At 59.2% G+C, this 16,148-nt stretch carries 9 protein-coding genes, 1 tRNA gene and 2 rRNA genes (1 of these 12 only partly in view); 5 read left to right on the top strand and 7 right to left on the bottom strand.

Annotated elements, in window-relative coordinates; genetic code table 11:
- The 5 genes from AC245Y_RS19710 to AC245Y_RS19690 form a co-directional block, all read left to right on the top strand.
- Positions 1–2,681: ribosomal RNA gene (locus AC245Y_RS19710) — 23S ribosomal RNA — on the top strand; it begins 259 nt to the left of the window's first position.
- Between the two features lie 184 nt (positions 2,682–2,865).
- Positions 2,866–2,980: ribosomal RNA gene (gene rrf / locus AC245Y_RS19705) — 5S ribosomal RNA — on the top strand.
- 129 nt (positions 2,981–3,109) lie between these two features.
- Positions 3,110–3,183, top strand: a tRNA-Met gene (locus AC245Y_RS19700).
- Between the two features lie 501 nt (positions 3,184–3,684).
- Positions 3,685–6,207 carry a methyl-accepting chemotaxis protein gene (locus tag AC245Y_RS19695; RefSeq protein WP_017995286.1) on the top strand — a complete coding sequence of 841 codons (2,523 nt, stop codon included), beginning with the start codon at positions 3,685–3,687 and terminating at the stop codon, positions 6,205–6,207.
- 266 nt (positions 6,208–6,473) lie between these two features.
- Positions 6,474–7,286: a hypothetical protein gene (locus tag AC245Y_RS19690; protein ID WP_017995285.1), complete on the top strand. Its 813-nt coding sequence runs from the start codon at positions 6,474–6,476 to the stop codon at positions 7,284–7,286.
- Between the two features lie 117 nt (positions 7,287–7,403).
- Here the strand turns inward: AC245Y_RS19690 and AC245Y_RS19685 are convergent, their stop codons facing one another.
- From AC245Y_RS19685 to AC245Y_RS19655, 7 genes are all read right to left on the bottom strand, one after another.
- Positions 7,404–10,550: an efflux RND transporter permease subunit gene (locus AC245Y_RS19685; protein WP_017995284.1), complete on the bottom strand. Its 3,147-nt coding sequence runs from the start codon at positions 10,548–10,550 to the stop codon at positions 7,404–7,406.
- 41 nt (positions 10,551–10,591) lie between these two features.
- Positions 10,592–11,788 (bottom strand): efflux RND transporter periplasmic adaptor subunit, encoded by a 1,197-nt coding sequence (locus AC245Y_RS19680; protein WP_017995283.1) that lies wholly within the window; start codon positions 11,786–11,788, stop codon positions 10,592–10,594.
- A gap of 226 nt (positions 11,789–12,014) precedes the next feature.
- Complete coding sequence (locus AC245Y_RS19675) at positions 12,015–12,779, bottom strand: bestrophin-like domain (RefSeq protein ID WP_017995282.1); 765 nt, start codon at positions 12,777–12,779, stop codon at positions 12,015–12,017.
- Positions 12,780–12,925: 146 nt separating this feature from the next.
- A complete protein-coding gene (locus AC245Y_RS19670) occupies positions 12,926–14,059 on the bottom strand; it encodes a calcium:cation antiporter (RefSeq protein WP_026157485.1) in 1,134 nt (377 codons plus the stop codon).
- A 237-nt stretch (positions 14,060–14,296) separates the two neighbouring features.
- Positions 14,297–15,004: an SDR family NAD(P)-dependent oxidoreductase gene (locus AC245Y_RS19665; protein WP_017995280.1), complete on the bottom strand. Its 708-nt coding sequence runs from the start codon at positions 15,002–15,004 to the stop codon at positions 14,297–14,299.
- 165 nt (positions 15,005–15,169) lie between these two features.
- Entirely contained in the window at positions 15,170–15,520 is a 351-nt protein-coding gene (locus AC245Y_RS19660) for a ribbon-helix-helix domain-containing protein (protein ID WP_017995279.1), read from the bottom strand.
- A gap of 25 nt (positions 15,521–15,545) precedes the next feature.
- Positions 15,546–16,142: a DJ-1/PfpI family protein gene (locus AC245Y_RS19655; RefSeq protein WP_017962243.1), complete on the bottom strand. Its 597-nt coding sequence runs from the start codon at positions 16,140–16,142 to the stop codon at positions 15,546–15,548.
- Between the last annotated feature and the right edge of the window lie 6 nt (positions 16,143–16,148).

The following is a 16,148-nucleotide window of genomic DNA, read 5'->3' as shown; positions in this document are numbered from 1 at the left end:
GCGCGCTAACGCAGCGCTGCACGAAGTGCAGAACGAGCGTGAGTGAAAACCCGAATGGTTTCTAGGTATTGTGATAAGGTATCTACACCTGAATACATAGGGTGTAAGAAGCGAACGCAGGGAACTGAAACATCTAAGTACCTGCAGGAAAGGACATCAACCGAGACTCCGCAAGTAGTGGCGAGCGAACGCGGACCAGGCCAGTGGCAATTGTGATTAAAGTGGAACGCTCTGGAAAGTGCGGCCGTAGTGGGTGACAGCCCCGTACGCGTAGATATCATGATTGTCCTAGAGTAGGGCGGGACACGAGAAATCCTGTCTGAACATGGGGAGACCACTCTCCAAGCCTAAGTACTCGTGCATGACCGATAGCGAACAAGTACCGTGAGGGAAAGGTGAAAAGCACCCCGACAAGGGGAGTGAAATAGAACCTGAAACCGGATGCCTACAAACAGTCGGAGCCCGCAAGGGTGACGGCGTACCTTTTGTATAATGGGTCAACGACTTAGTGTAACAAGCAAGCTTAAGCCGGTAGGTGTAGGCGAAGCGAAAGCGAGTCTGAATAGGGCGATTTAGTTTGTTGCATTAGACCCGAAACCGAGTGATCTAGCCATGAGCAGGTTGAAGGTTGGGTAACACCAACTGGAGGACCGAACCCGCATCTGTTGCAATAGATTGGGATGACTTGTGGCTAGGGGTGAAAGGCCAATCAAACTCGGAAATAGCTGGTTCTCCGCGAAATCTATTTAGGTAGAGCGTCGAGCGAATACCCCCGGGGGTAGAGCACTGGATGGGCTATGGGGACTCACCGTCTTACTGATCCTAACCAAACTCCGAATACCGGGGAGTACTACTCGGCAGACACACGGCGGGTGCTAACGTCCGTCGTGAAAAGGGCAACAACCCTAACCTCCAGCTAAGGTCCCCAAGTCATGGCTAAGTGGGAAAGGATGTGAGGATCCCAAAACAACCAGGATGTTGGCTTAGAAGCAGCCATCATTTAAAGAAAGCGTAACAGCTCACTGGTCTAAATAAGGGTCTTTGCGCCGAAAATGTAACGGGGCTGAAGCCATGCACCGAAGCTGAGGATGTGTAGCAATACACGTGGTAGCGGAGCGTTCCGTAAGCTGATGAAGGGAGACCCGTGAGGGCTCCTGGAGGTATCGGAAGTGCGAATGTTGACATGAGTAACGATAAAGAGGGTGAGAGACCCTCTCGCCGAAAGACCAAGGGTTCCTGCTTAAAGTTAATCTGAGCAGGGTTAGCCGGCCCCTAAGGCGAGGCAGAAATGCGTAGTCGATGGGAACCACGTTAATATTCGTGGGCCTGGTGGTAGTGACGGATTGCACAAGTTGTTCATTCTTATTGGATTGGATGGGCAGCGGAGCGGTTCCAGGAAATAGCTCCACCGTATAGACCGTACCCGAAACCGACACAGGTGGTCAGGTAGAGTATACCAAGGCGCTTGAGAGAACTATGTTGAAGGAACTCGGCAAATTGCACGCGTAACTTCGGAAGAAGCGTGACCCCATGGTAGGCAACTATTATGGGGTGGCACAGACCAGGGGGTAGCGACTGTTTATCAAAAACACAGGGCTCTGCGAAGTCGCAAGACGACGTATAGGGTCTGACGCCTGCCCGGTGCTGGAAGGTTAAGAGGAGAGGTGCAAGCTTTGAATCGAAGCCCCAGTAAACGGCGGCCGTAACTATAACGGTCCTAAGGTAGCGAAATTCCTTGTCGGGTAAGTTCCGACCTGCACGAATGGCGTAACGACTTCCCCGCTGTCTCCAACATAGACTCAGTGAAATTGAATTCCCCGTGAAGATGCGGGGTTCCTGCGGTCAGACGGAAAGACCCCGTGCACCTTTACTATAGCTTTACACTGGCATTCGTGTCGGCATGTGTAGGATAGGTGGTAGGCTTTGAAGCGGGGACGCCAGTTTCCGTGGAGCCATCCTTGAAATACCACCCTTATCGTCATGGATGTCTAACCGCGGCCCGTCATCCGGGTCCGGGACAGTGTATGGTGGGTAGTTTGACTGGGGCGGTCGCCTCCGAAAGAGTAACGGAGGCGCGCGATGGTGGGCTCAGACCGGTCGGAAATCGGTCGTCGAGTGCAATGGCATAAGCCCGCCTGACTGCGAGACTGACAAGTCGAGCAGAGACGAAAGTCGGTCATAGTGATCCGGTGGTCCCGCGTGGAAGGGCCATCGCTCAACGGATAAAAGGTACGCCGGGGATAACAGGCTGATGACCCCCAAGAGTCCATATCGACGGGGTTGTTTGGCACCTCGATGTCGGCTCATCGCATCCTGGGGCTGGAGCAGGTCCCAAGGGTTTGGCTGTTCGCCAATTAAAGCGGTACGTGAGCTGGGTTCAGAACGTCGTGAGACAGTTCGGTCCCTATCTGCCGTGGGTGTAGGAATATTGACAGGATCTGTCCCTAGTACGAGAGGACCGGGATGGACATATCTCTGGTGGACCTGTTGTCCTGCCAAGGGCATAGCAGGGTAGCTACATATGGACGGGATAACCGCTGAAGGCATCTAAGCGGGAAACCCACCTGAAAACGAGTATTCCCTATCAGAGCCGTGGAAGACGACCACGTTGATAGGCCGGGTGTGGAAGTGCGGCAACGCATGAAGCTTACCGGTACTAATAGCTCGATTGGCTTGATCGTTCTCATTGACTATGCTCATCTCAAGGCGACCGCAAAGCGGTCGTCCTGACAAGGCGAAGGCGCCAGCCTTTGCCCGGTCCCGGCGAACACGAAGTGTTCGTCCGGTTGGAGCTCTAAAACGTGTTCAAAAACGAAGTCATAGCACTTCACCAGCTTCTCAAAACATATAGTTGCGCTTTGCCGACCTGGTGGTTATGGCGGGGTGGCTGCACCCGTTCCCTTTCCGAACACGGCCGTGAAACGCCCCTGCGCCCATGGTACTTCGTCTTAAGACGCGGGAGAGTAGGTCGCTGCCAGGTCTGCAAAACGCAACTGATGTAAAACAATCTTCTCATCACAAACTCTACGGCCCATGCCGAAACAAAGGGCCGCTCGCAAGCGGCCTTTTGTGTTACAATACATCAGCAAATCCCACGGATTTGCGCTGGCGCGGGGTGGAGCAGCCCGGTAGCTCGTCAGGCTCATAACCTGAAGGCCGCAGGTTCAAATCCTGCCCCCGCAAAAGCCCGCCCCGTGCGGGCTTTGTCGTATCTGGTAACGGATCGAGGAGTTGACGCCTCTTCAGGTGCCCGCAAGAAGGCAAAGCCGACGCAGCGGGACAGAAAACTACAAAGCCTGCCCCCGAAACCAAATCCTTCCTCTTAAAGATCAGCATCTACCTTCTTATCGCTGGCGGAAAAGCTTCGCTTTCCCTGGCGATGGTAGCTCCTCGTTCGCAGAGCTCACCATAACCTGAAGGGTGAGCGGTCGATCGGGCCCGCCCGATAAAACAGTCCACTGAACTGTTTAAGACCCAACGGGGCAAAGCCTCAAACCGAAACCAAATTCCCAATAATACGCAAAAGCCCGCCTCGTGCGGGCTTTTTGCGTTTTTGCTTACCGGTAGGATGAACCATGCCTTCGCCCCGATAGGTGAAGCGTGCATAGCCTTCGGATCAACCCATTTATCGGTTCTTAAACAAAGAATGACAGCTTAGCTCCAATCGGTGGTGGGGATGCGGTCGTGGTAAGTGGTTTGATGTCGCGGGTTCGCATTCAGACGAAGGTGCTCGTACTATTGGCGCCATTCGTCTTTAGCCTATGCGCAGTGGGGCTGACGGGATACTACGCGTCCAGCCTTCTCGAGGGACGGATGGAGATCTCCAACCATGTTTTGCAATCCCTGAACGGGTTCAAACATGTTTCTTCCAGCATGACCGGCTTTCTGATGAAACCGTCGCAGGAAGCCCGAGACACAGCGCTTGCGGACGCCCGTGAGCAACTGGCAAACCTGAAGCAGACGATCGAGAGGCTAAGGCCGACGACCGATGTGGGGCTTCTTGACCGGGCGCTTGATCAGTCGCAAATCATCCCGCAAAAGATCGAAGCGATCTGGCAAATCGAAACGGGACAGCAGAAAATTCTCAGTGATGTGGACGCTGCTTCCGCGGCACTTCTTGACCTCCAAGGGCAGGTTGGCAAGCGCTCGTTCATGCTGATGGCCGGCGCGAAAAAGCTGGAAAATGCCAACAAGGGCGGTCTAAATAATTCCGTCTCCATCAGCGCCGCCGCGAGTATCGCGACAAAACTTCGCAATGACTATACGAATGCGACGACGCCGGCTGACAAAGTTGGCCTGCTAGCCAAATATGGGCCCGATTTGCAAAAGGCAAAGGAGCAGCTTTCGCCTGCTGTAGCGACCGAAGCCCTCGCCGCACAGTATGCCGCGGCTGTGGATGCCATCGCCAACGCTTCGAAGGTGTCGCCTGACACTTTGGATGTCCCAGCAACGGATACCGCCGTCGCCAATCTTGCTGCAACTGGTGACAGTCTCAAGACGATTGGCGACGATCTGATGCGGACCTCCGTGCTTGCGCTTGCCACGTCGGACAAGGATATCTCGCAGGCGACGAATGTCGGCAACGCACTGCGCGCCATCGTTAACAGCAATAATGAGATCCGCGTCGGCTTCGCCGAACTCGCCGGCAATCCAGACGACGCGCGAGTGAAGAAAGTCCAGCAGTCGATCTACATGTATCAGACCGAGCTCGGCCGTCTCGCCGGCGTGGTGAACGACGACCCCGTCTTTGCCGAAATTCCGAAGAAGGCTCAACCCGTCCTCGACCTGCTTGCGGCAAACGCGGCAGCGCTCTCCGAAGGTGCGGCGCGCAAGCTGGCTGAATTTGACAGCGTTGCGGGACAGATCGACAACACCTGGAACCTGCTCGCTCAATTCGCCGAGACGCAGAGGCAAAATGCTGGGCAGGATCGTCAACAGGCCAATAGGATATCCGGCGGCGCGATTGTGTTTGGCATCCTGATCGCTATGACCGCGGGTGCCGCGCTGGTCGTCACCCTAAAGGGACCGATCACCCAGATTACCGCAGCGATGCGCAAGATCGCAGAGGGAAGGCTCGATACCGCAATCACCGGCGAGGCACGGGGCGACGAGATCGGGGAAATGGCTCGTGCGCTTTCCGTCTTCAAACAAAATGCGCTGTCGAATGTCGAAATGGAACAACAGGCCGAGATCGCGCGTAGCGATGCGGAATTTGAGCGCGCCCGCAACGAACTCGAGCGACGTAGCGCCAAGGTCCAGGTTGACGCCGCAATCGAGGCGCTTGCAGAAGGGCTCACGCGGCTGTCGCGCGGGGAGTTGAATTTTTCGATCGATACGCCCTTTGCCTCCGAACTCGACCGGATCCGCACCGATTTCAACATGTCGGTCGCGGGTCTCAGGGGGACGCTCTGCGATATCCGCGAGACGTCTTCCCTCATCAGCGACAATGGCCGCCAGATGGCGGAAGCCGTTGATGACCTGGCCAGTCGAACGGAAAAGCAGGCGGCCGCACTTGAGGAAACCGCAGCGGCAGTGGAGGAGATTTCTTCCGCCGTCAACACCTCTTCAGGACGGGCAGCAGCAGCGCTTACGCTTGTCCAACGTGCCAAACAGGGCGCCGACGCCTCGGCTTCAGTGGTCCAAAACGCGGTTTCGGCCATGGGACGGATTGAGGACGCGTCGGGCAAGATCGTTCAGATTGTCAGCGCCATCGACTCCATCGCTTTCCAGACCAATCTCTTGGCCCTAAACGCGGGAGTCGAGGCGGCAAGAGCGGGTGAGGCCGGCAAGGGCTTTGCTGTCGTGGCGCAGGAGGTGCGGGAACTGGCGCAGCGATCGGCGCGCGCCGCCAAGGAAATCGGCGAGCTCATCAACAATTCCGTCCGAGAGGTTGCGTCCGGCTCCGAATTCGTCGGCCGCACCGGCGATGCGCTGATGGAGATTTCCAGCGAGATCGTCCACATCGTCGGCCATATCGAGCTCATCGCCTCGTCAAGCCGCGATCAGGCAACGACACTCCATTCGATCAACGCATCGGTCAACGATATTGATCGTATGACGCAGCAAAATGCGGCGATGGTGGAAGAGACGAATGCTGCCACCCGACAGCTATCGTCCGAGGCGCTTGCACTCACCGAGATGATTGCACGCTTTCGGCTTGAAGGCCACGAGAGCCCGGCTTCAAGAGGGTACGAGGCTGCGGCATGACGGCAGCATGTAGTCGCAGAACCTGTTAACTTGCTTTGAGATGCATGGTCTCCGATCAGCAGGCTGATGAGTGATACGTTTTCCTTGATCAGTTTTCAGGCGCACGATAGTTGCTAAGATAACAATATTCTAATATACGTGGAGCCGGCGTTTTAATATTTTCACAGCGGCAAGCAACGTCCCTCCAATTGGCGGGCGTTTATTATCCTATTCAGCAGGGCGTTCGATTTCATGAAGTAGATTAAATATTTATAGGGGGAGGAATAATGCGAAAGAGGGCATCGTCTCTATTGACGACTCCGTATGGTAGGGGTCGTCTTCCGTTTACTATCTCGGGATTGCCAGCGCTCTTTGCAGTGGTGCTCTTTGCCGGTGTCGCTTCCGCGCAGGCGCCGACTGAAGAGCAGCGCAATGCGATCAGGGCGGAATGCCGCTCCGATTTCATAGCGCAATGTTCAGGGGTGACGCCGGGCGGTATCGAGGCGCTCACTTGTCTGCAGCAGCATAGCGCCACGCTTTCGGCCGGTTGCCGGAAGGCGGTGTCGGCGATAAGCAAACCCAAGTCGACATCCGCGGAGCCGGCCCCGGCGGCGCCCGCAACCACTGGGGCGACCAGCCCGGCGCCGGCGACGGGCGCACCGGCGCATCAGCCGACGCAGGCGCAGCGCAACGCCGTCAAATCGGCCTGCCAACGCGATTTCATGGCGCAATGCTCCGGCGTCACGCCGGGCGGCACCGAGGCACTCAGCTGCTTGCAGCAGCACAATGCCGCTCTATCGGCGCCGTGTCAGCAAGCCGTTGCGGCCTTGGGAGGATCAGCGGGGGGAGGATCAGCCGGATCAACCCCGGCCAGCGGCGGTGCCGCGGCGACGGTTGCGACCACGCCTGCTCCTCGGGCCGTGATGCCGGCCTTCTCGCCGCGCGAGGAACTGATGATCCTGCGCGAAACCTGCGGATCGGATTTTCAGGCACTATGTCGCATGGTGCCTTTGGGCGGAGGGCGGGCTATGGCTTGCCTGCGGGACAATCTGCAACGCGTGTCGCCTGCCTGTCATAGGGTGCTGACCTCGGGACTATAGGGTCTGTTCGAACCTCCGCTGTGAAGCGCCCCAACGGCAACCTGCTTCCGCGCGAAACCGTAGGTGATCGCGCGAAAGGCCGTTGCGACAGCCTTACTGAACCTTCGATATCTCCGTTTACGCCAGGCCTGCGGTCTTTGTGCGTCCTTTCCAATATTCTTCGAGGCGCTGTAGCACGACGTAGAAGGAGGGTACGAAGAGCACGGCGAGGCAGGTCGAGGCGATCATGCCGCTGAAAACCGATATGCCGATCGATTTGCGGGCGGATGCGCCGGCGCCCGTCGCCAACACGAGCGGCAGGACGCCGAGGATAAAGGCGAAGGACGTCATCAGAATTGGCCGGAAACGCAAGCGGGCGGCCTCGACGGCCGCATCCAGTATTTCCATGCCTTCCGCCCGCCTTTCCCTAGCGTATTCGACGATGAGGATGGCATTCTTCGATGCAAGCGCGATCAGCAGGATAAGGCCGATCTGCGTATAGAGGTTGTTGGCAACGCCGGCTGCCATAAGCGCTGCCACCGTGCCGAGGAGAGCAAGCGGCACGGCGAGAAGGACCGCGAGCGGCAAGATCCAGCTTTCATATTGGCCCGCGAGCACGAAATAGACGAGGAGCATGGCAAGCGCGAAGATGAAATAGATCTGCCCGCCCACGGCCTTCTCCTGATAGGACAGCGCCGTCCATTCGAAGCCTGTGCCCGGCGGCAGTGTCTGATCGGCAATCTGCTCCATGACGTCGAGAGACTGGCCGGAACTGAAGCCGGCGGCAGGCCCGCCAACGATCGTTGCGGACGGGTAGAGATTGTAGAGGCTGATCAGGGAGGGGCCTTGTGTCGTCCTGACATCGACGACCGTGCCGAGCGGAACCATCGTCCCATCGCCGGCCTTGACCTTCAGGTTGCGGATATCTTCGGCGCTGACCCGGAAATCGGAAGCGGCTTGCGCATAGACCTGGAAGGTGCGGCCAAATTTGTTGAACTGGGTGACATAGCTCGATCCGACATAGCCGGAGAGAGCGGAGAAGACCTGGCCCACCGTAATTCCCAGTGTCTCCGCCTTGATCCGATCGACGGAAACGGCAAGTTGCGGCACGTTCGAACGAAAAGGCGTGCTCAGCCTTTGCAGCGACGATTGGGCACTGCCGTTCTTGACGATTGTGTCGGCAAGCGATTGCAGCAGCGGGTAGTCGGAAATGCCGTTCCTGATCTCGACCTGCATGGTAAAGCCGCTGGCATTGCCGACGCCCTGGATCGGAGGCGGTACCACCACCAGCGTCTTGGCGGCGAGCACGCTTTGCAGCGCGCCGTTCAAATGCTGGTAGATCGACAGCAGATCCTGCCCCTTTTGCTTGCCGCGCTCGTCCCAATCCTTCAGCACGACATAGGCGACGCCGGCATTCTGCAGGCTGGCATTGTTGTCGAGAACGGAGATGCCGCTGATGGTCAGCACCTGGTCGACGCCAGGTGTGGCTTCGGCGATCTTGCCGACCTCTTCCATCACCGCGTCGGTGCGCTCCTTCGATGCGCCGTCGGGCAGCTGCGCACTGATCAAAACATAGCCTTGATCCTCGATGGGCAGAAACGCAGTCGGCAGACGGGCGAGCCCCCAGACGGCGACACCGATCAGCGCGAGTGCTGCTATGACCATGATGCCGCTGCGGCGGGTCATCGATCCGATCAGCCCTGCATAGCTGCGTTCACCCCTGTCGTAGACCCTGTTGAAGCCGCGATAGAAGATGTTGCGTTTCTCGGGCGGGACCGGCGGGCGTAGCCAAAGGGCGCATTGCGTCGGTTTCAGCGTGACGGCATTGATGGCGCTGATCAGCGCCGTGGCGGCGATGACGAGGGCGAACTGCCGATAGAGCTGTCCGGTCAGGCCGGGCAGGAAGGCAGCCGGAATGAAAACCGCCATCAGCACCAGCGTGATGCCGATGACCGGGCCGAGCAGTTCCTCCATCGCCTTTTCGGCCGCCTTTCGGCCGGACATGCCCGCTTCGATGTGTCGGGCGACACCTTCAACGATGACAATGGCATCATCGACGACGATGCCGATGGCGAGAACGATGGCAAACAGTGTCGACAGGTTGACGGTGAAACCCAGTGCCGCCATGGCCGCGAAGGCGCCGATGATGGTGACCGGAACTGTGGTCGCCGGCACGAGCATCGCCCGCCAATCCTGCAGGAAAACGAGAATGACGATGAGAACGAGAACGCCGGCCTCGATCAAGGTGACGTAAACTTCGTCGATGGAAGCCTCGACGAATTTCGTCGTGTCGAACGGCACGTGATATTCGAGGCCCGGCGGGAAGCTCTTCGAGAGCTCCTGCATTTTTGTGTTCACCGCCTGCGCCACCGCAATGGCATTCGCCTCCGGCAGCTGGAAAATGCCGATACCGGCTGCCGGCCGGCCGTTTTGCATGAAGGACTGGCTGTAGGTCTGGGCGCCGAGTTCGACGCGGCCGATATCGCGGATGCGCGTAATGCGGCCACCCTGTCCGCTCTCGACCTTGACGACGATGTTTTCGTAGTCGGCCGCCTCGTTCAATCGGCCATTGACGTTCAGCGTGTATTGGAAGACCTGCCCCTTCGGCACCGGCGGAATGCCGATCTGGCCGGCGGCAACCTCCTGGCTTTGCTGCTGCACGACGCTGACCACATCCTGCGGCGTCAGGCCGCGCGCCTGCAGCAGGTTCGGATCCATCCAGATGCGCATGGCATACTGGCCGGCACCGAATACTGTGACGTTGCCGACACCCGGCAGGCGGGCGAGTTCATTCTGCAGATTGATGACGGCGTAGTTCGACAGGAACAGGCTGTCATAGCGACTGTCGGGCGAGGTCAGGCTGACGAAGCCGAGGATCGCCGTCGATTTCTTTTGCGTCGTCACGCCCTGAAGCTGCACCGCTTCGGGAAGCGATGACATCGCTATGGCGACGCGGTTTTGCACCAGAACCTGCGCCTGGTCCGGATCCGTTCCGATGGCAAAGGTCACGGTCAGGGAATAGGTGCCGTCGCTGGCGCTCGTCGACTGCATATAGAGCATGTCCTGCACGCCGTTGACCTGCTGCTCGATCGGCAGCGCGACGGTGTCGACGAGGGTCTGGGCGCTGGCGCCCGGAAAGCGTGTCGTTACCTGCACCGTCGGCGGGACGACATTCGGATATTGCGCCACAGGCAGCTGGAACAGGGCCACCGCGCCGATGAGCACGAAAACCAACGCCAGAACATTGGCGAGTATCGGTCGCTCGATGAAGAAACGCGAGATCATGCTGTTGTCCTTAGACGTTCAGATGAAGCATGGCGGCGGGTTCATTGCGTGGTGGTCTTGGCCTTGGCATCGCCGGCGGCAGCTGCCGGTGGATTCATTTCCATCTTCTCGGGCGTGACCTTGCTGCCGGGGATGGCCTGCTGGATACCTTGGGTTACGACCCAGTCGGCGGGATCGAGGCCGGAATCGATGACACGGAGCGCACCTTCGCGCTGGCCGGTCTTGACCTGTTTCTGTTCGACGACGTCGTCCTTGCCGAGAACGAGCAGGTAGCTGCCCAGCTGGTTTGTCCCGACGGCGTCGTCGCGCACCAGCAGAGCCTTGTCGTTGTGGCCGACCGGCACCCGGACGCGCACGAAGAGACCAGGCAGCATGGCGTGGTCCTTGTTGTCGAACAGGGCGCGCACCTGAAGCGTGCCTGTAGAGGCATCGAGCTGCGGTGAGACATAGTCGAGATGTCCCTTATGCGGGTAGCCTTCCTCGGTCTGCAGGCCGAGTTCTGCCGGAATGCTCGGAAGATCCGTCTGCTTGAAGGTACGCCCCTGCCTTGCCAGGGTTTCCTTGATCATCAGCACCTGAGTTTCGCTGACGTTGAAATAGGCATAAAGCGGATCGGTCTGAACGATGCTGGCGAGTTTGGTGGGACCGGATACGCCGACAAGCGCGCCGATATCGACGAGATGATCGGTGACGGTGCCGTCGAACGGGGCAAGCACCTCCGTATATCCGAGGTTGATCGTCGCAAGATCGAGATTGGCCTGGGCATTGAGGATGGATGCATTCGCCTCGTCGAGCGTCGCCTTGGCGCTGTCAACCGCGGTCTGGGTGGTGACCTGTTGCTTCGACAGATTGAGCTGCCGGTCGTATTCCTGCTGCGCGCCGACCTGAGACGCCTGTTGCGAGGCGAGTGATGCCTTCGCCTGATCCAGTTGCGCCTGATAAGTGTTGCGCTCAATTCCGAAGAGCTTGGTTCCCTTCATCACCGTCATGCCGTCCTGGTAGTCGATCGATTGGACGTAGCCTTGGACGCGCGCCTCGATATCGACGGAGTTGAGCGGCGCCGTGTTGCCGGTGAGTTCGAAATAGAGCGTCACCGGTTGCTGGACCGGCTGGGCGACACGAACCGGAGGTGGAGGAGGGGCAACGTAATTATTGCCACTTTCCTCACAGCCAGCGAGAATTGCCATACCGGCAAGCATCACGGACAGGTGCAGACCCTGATACAATCTCACACGCATTGCCGCCGCCCCGATGTTTTACGAGCTATTTCAAAGGCATACAACGTCCTTTGCGCGTCTGAAAAGACGCGCGGCGCTGTAGTCTTCATGCGTGCCTCGGCGGAGACGACCCCTCTCCGAAAAGTTCCGGGCATGCGATATTATGTCGCGGCATTGCTAAAAATTGCAATAGCTGCTGGTGCACAATTAAACTGTGAGCTCATCCTCGACGGATGCCATGATGCGGCTACGGTTTCCCGAGCCGCTCGATGGCAAACTGTAATGGTGCATCCGAAACACGGATCAGCCCGACATATGGGTTGGCCATGTCCGAAACCAGGAAGATGGCGCCGGCGACCGATAGGGCGCAGACGAGCAGAATTGACAGCACCGTCGGATTGGCCGGGGCCTGCAGCCCGAAGGTCGCAAAGAGCAGCGAAAGCCAACAGACGAGAACGGTGAGGAAGGCCCAGGGCAAGCCCTCTTTGCCGGATTCGACCAACAGCCAGTGGGTCTCGGCCAACATGCCGCTCACTTCCAGCGCACGCGCCTGGAGAGAGTGCTGCACGGCATCCCTCGGCGCCAGGGATCGAAGGTCGGCCTGAACCGCCTCGATGTCCTGATATTCCCCCGGCGCCTTGCCGGATGTCTCGTCGGTGGTCTCGGCAGTCCAGCCACGGCTCAGCCGTTTCTCGATGAGTTCACGCAGCAATTGACGCGCCTTGTCGGTTTCCGGCCCGTATTGCGCCATGACGCGGTCAAGCAGGAGTACCCGTGCCGCCGCCGTTCTCATTTCCACTTCGGCGTTGTCATAGGATGACTTGGCGGATGCGATCAGAAGGCCGAGCGCCAGAGCCGATAGCGTTCCCACCACCGCGGTCGCCAGCCTGATGACGTCCTTGGATTCTGCATTGAGATGGTGATCCGGCAAGCGTCCGCGCACGATCAATCCTATCGACGTCGCCATCGACAGAAAAACAAATACCAGCCCGCCAACCAACAGTGAGCCCAAGTCCCATCTCCGTATCGCCGCGTAGGTCCTGCAGCCACCGTGATTGCTTGCAAGCTGTGCAATAGCTCCCGTAATCATAGCGGAAGACAGACCAAGCGCGGAACTCTTTACTTTCCTGATCTTGCGCGGCCGCCATCGAGCGGGTTTCATTGCTGGAAAATCAGCAACATGTAAGCCAGGAAAAGCACCAGATGGACAGCGCCTTGCATGAGGTGCGTGCGGCCGCTGGCAAAGGTGATGATGCTGACGGCAAGAGTGAGCAGGAGCATCACCAGATCTCCATGCTCCAGGCCGAGTGTCACGGGGTGTCCGTAGAGCTGACTGACAACAAGCATTGCCGGTACGGTCAGCCCGATCGTCGACAGCACCGAACCAAGGAAAATGTTGACGGAGCGCTGAAGATTATTGGCGATGGACGCACGCACGGCGCTGATTGCCTCAGGCGTCGCGACCAGAATGGCCATGACAACACCGCCAAATGCCGTTGGAGCGTGCAGGGTTTCGATAATGTAATCGATCGGTCGGGCAAGCTGTTCGACTAGAAAGACGACCGGACCCATATGGGCGAAAAGCAAAATGGCATGAGGCCAGACCGGTCGATGGCGAGGGACACGTTCGCTGACAGGCTCGTGAAGGTTGCTGTCGTCAGTGAAATAATCCCGATGGCGGCCCGCCTGAAGAAGCAGAAACGTAGTGTAAAGGCCGACCGATATTATGCCCAGTATCAGTTGTCTCGGTGCGGATGGATGCTGTCCGTCCGGGCCTGCAAGAAATGTCGGCATCACCAGGCTCAGGGTTGCCAGCGGAACGATGACACCCAGATAGGCGTTGGCGCCCTGCAGGTTATGCTGCTGTTCCGGTCGCCGCCATGCGCCCAGCAGCAAGGACAGGCCGACCATGCCGTTCAGGATGATCATGACGACTGCGAACAGGGTGTCGCGCGCAAGCGTCGGATTGTTCTCGCCGTGAAGCATGACGGCTGATATTGCCATCACCTCGATCGAGGTGATGGCAAGCGTCAGAATGAGCGTGCCGTAGGGCTCCTTCAGCCGCTCAGCCAAATGATCCGCATGCCGGACAACCGACAGAGCGGAGCCAAGGACGGCGGCGAACAGCCACGCGAAAACGACAGTGAACCAAAGCGGATCGGCAAGCCGGCCGAAGAGCTGTTCCTGGAAGGCAAGAAACGCCAGGCTCGTCGCGACGCTGACGCCTAGGAACCATTCCTCGCGCATCAGGCTGGTTGCGCCGACGGCGCGCAATGCCGGACCCTCCGTCATCGAAACCATCCGCCTTCTGGCAAATGCCGCCGCAATGCGATCATCAACACCATGGTGTCCGCCCGCTGTTCTCCTGCCCGTCCCATGAGCAGGCAGAGACGAGGCTGCCTCAAGGCGAACCGAAGCTCAAGCCAGATCGTGTGTCACTGAATAAAACTTGCAGGTCTCTGTCGTGTCATCACCCACGGATCTCGACAAAGGAGCAGTCGCGGGCGACCGATCACGCCACGTCACCCGCTATTCGCGGCCGGTCGCCGGGATTGCCGCGCCGGTGACGACGGCTGCGGCCGGCGAAATCAGGAAGGCGATGAGGCGGGCGATCGATTGCGGCGATACCCAGCCGTCCGTCTTCGCATCGGGCATGGCTGCGCGGTTCTCAGGCGTGTCGATCGTGCCGGGCAGGATGCAGTTGGCGGTGATGCGGTCGTCGCGGCATTCGGCAGCGATCGCCTCGGTCAGCCGAATGACGGCGGCTTTCGAGGCGGCGTAAGCGGCCTGCTTCGCACCGGCCTTCAGGCCGGGCGCGGCGGCGATATGAACGATGCGGCCGTAGCCGGCCGCCTTCATCGTCGGGAGAACCGCGGCGCTGATCGTCAGGGCAGTGCGGGCGTTTGCGGTCATCATCGTCTCCCACTGCGCGGGCGCCTCCGGCCCGACCGGCCCCATCTGGAAACCACCGACGGTGTTGACCAACGCGCTGACGCCGCCAAAGCGCTTGACGGCCCGAGCGACAGCGGCGGCGCAGGAAGCATAATCAGTGAGATCCGTTCCCGCGATCGACAGAAACTCGGTGGAGGCAGGAAGATCGCCGGCCAAAGCCTCCAGTTCATGGCTCGAACGGTTCATGCAGACGAGTTTTGCGCCGGCGTTGGCAAGCTCGCGGACAACGGCGCTGCCGAGGTTGCCGCCGGCTCCCGTGACGATCACGGCTTTCTGGTCTTTCATGGCAATCGATCTCCTGACGGTGCCCGCGCTGGACGGTGCCGCGCATTGTTGATCCAGGCTGCGCGGCAGCGCAAGCCCCTGCCCAAGACAAGGTCAGATGTTTGCGAAACGGCCCGCGGCGCTATCCGCGGGCCGTTCGTCTTTGATCGTCTGTCGGAGCTGATCTCAGTGATATTTCGCCCGTTCGCGGTCGAGGATGACAGGCGCGTCGAGGCCTGAGATCGGATGGGTGACATCGGCCGGGATGTCGCCGGTGAGCTGCAGGTCGAGATAGCGAGCGCAGCAGACCCGCAGGAAGGACGTGAAGTTGCCGAGATCGTGGCCGGCATCGATCGATTCATGATGCAGCCGGGTGATCAGTTGGACGACATTCATGCCGTCGCGCCGGGCGATCTCCTCGAGCTTCGCCCAAAAGAAATTCTCCAGCCTGACGCTGGTGACCATGCCGTCGATGCGCAGCGACCGGGTGGCGCTTTCCCAGAGCCGAGCATCCGCCTTGATGAAGAGTTCACACATATCGTCCTCCCCGGTGCCGCCCGCCTCAGGCGGCGTTGGTTTCGAGCAGTGCTGCGGCATCGAGCACGGCCATGAACTGGCGCAGCCACGACGGATGCGCCGGCCAGGCGGGCGCCGTGACCAGATTGCCGTCCGAGACTGCATCGCTGATTGATATGTCGGCATAAATGCCGCCGGCAAGCTCGACTTCCGGCCGGCAGGCGGGATAGGCGGAGCAGGTGCGGCCCTTCAAAACGCCGGCGGCGGCAAGCAATTGCGCGCCGTGGCAGATGGCGGCAACGGGTTTTCCGGCGTCGAAGAAGTGCCGGACGAATTTGATGACGTCGGCGTTGAGGCGAAGATATTCGGGCGCACGGCCGCCGGGGATGACGAGGGCGTCGTAATCTTCGGCGCGCACGCTGTCGAAAGTGGCGTTCAGCGCGAAATTATGACCGCGTTTTTCGGAATAAGTCTGGTCGCCTTCGAAATCGTGGATGGCGGTGGCGACGGTGTCGCCGGCCTTCTTGCCGGGGCAGACGGCATCGACCGTGTAGCCGCAGGCGAGCAGCGTCTGGAACGGCACCATCGTTTCGTAATCTTCGGTGAAATCACCCGTGATCATCAGGATCTTTGAGGCTGGCATCGTTTC

The organism is Rhizobium sp. SRDI943 (genome assembly GCF_057653695.1).
Note: the sequence above shows the minus strand (reverse complement) of the source record. Positions and strands in the feature narration are given on the sequence as shown.

Coding starts and splice junctions, on each gene's coding strand:
- AC245Y_RS19690 (WP_017995285.1), top strand. CDS start 6,474: ATGCGAAAGAGGGCATCGTCTCTATTGACGACTCCGTATGGTAGGGGT.
- AC245Y_RS19685 (WP_017995284.1), bottom strand. CDS start 10,550: ATGATCTCGCGTTTCTTCATCGAGCGACCGATACTCGCCAATGTTCTG.
- AC245Y_RS19680 (WP_017995283.1), bottom strand. CDS start 11,788: ATGCGTGTGAGATTGTATCAGGGTCTGCACCTGTCCGTGATGCTTGCC.
- AC245Y_RS19670 (WP_026157485.1), bottom strand. CDS start 14,059: ATGACGGAGGGTCCGGCATTGCGCGCCGTCGGCGCAACCAGCCTGATG.
- AC245Y_RS19665 (WP_017995280.1), bottom strand. CDS start 15,004: ATGAAAGACCAGAAAGCCGTGATCGTCACGGGAGCCGGCGGCAACCTC.
- AC245Y_RS19660 (WP_017995279.1), bottom strand. CDS start 15,520: ATGTGTGAACTCTTCATCAAGGCGGATGCTCGGCTCTGGGAAAGCGCC.
- AC245Y_RS19655 (WP_017962243.1), bottom strand. CDS start 16,142: ATGCCAGCCTCAAAGATCCTGATGATCACGGGTGATTTCACCGAAGAT.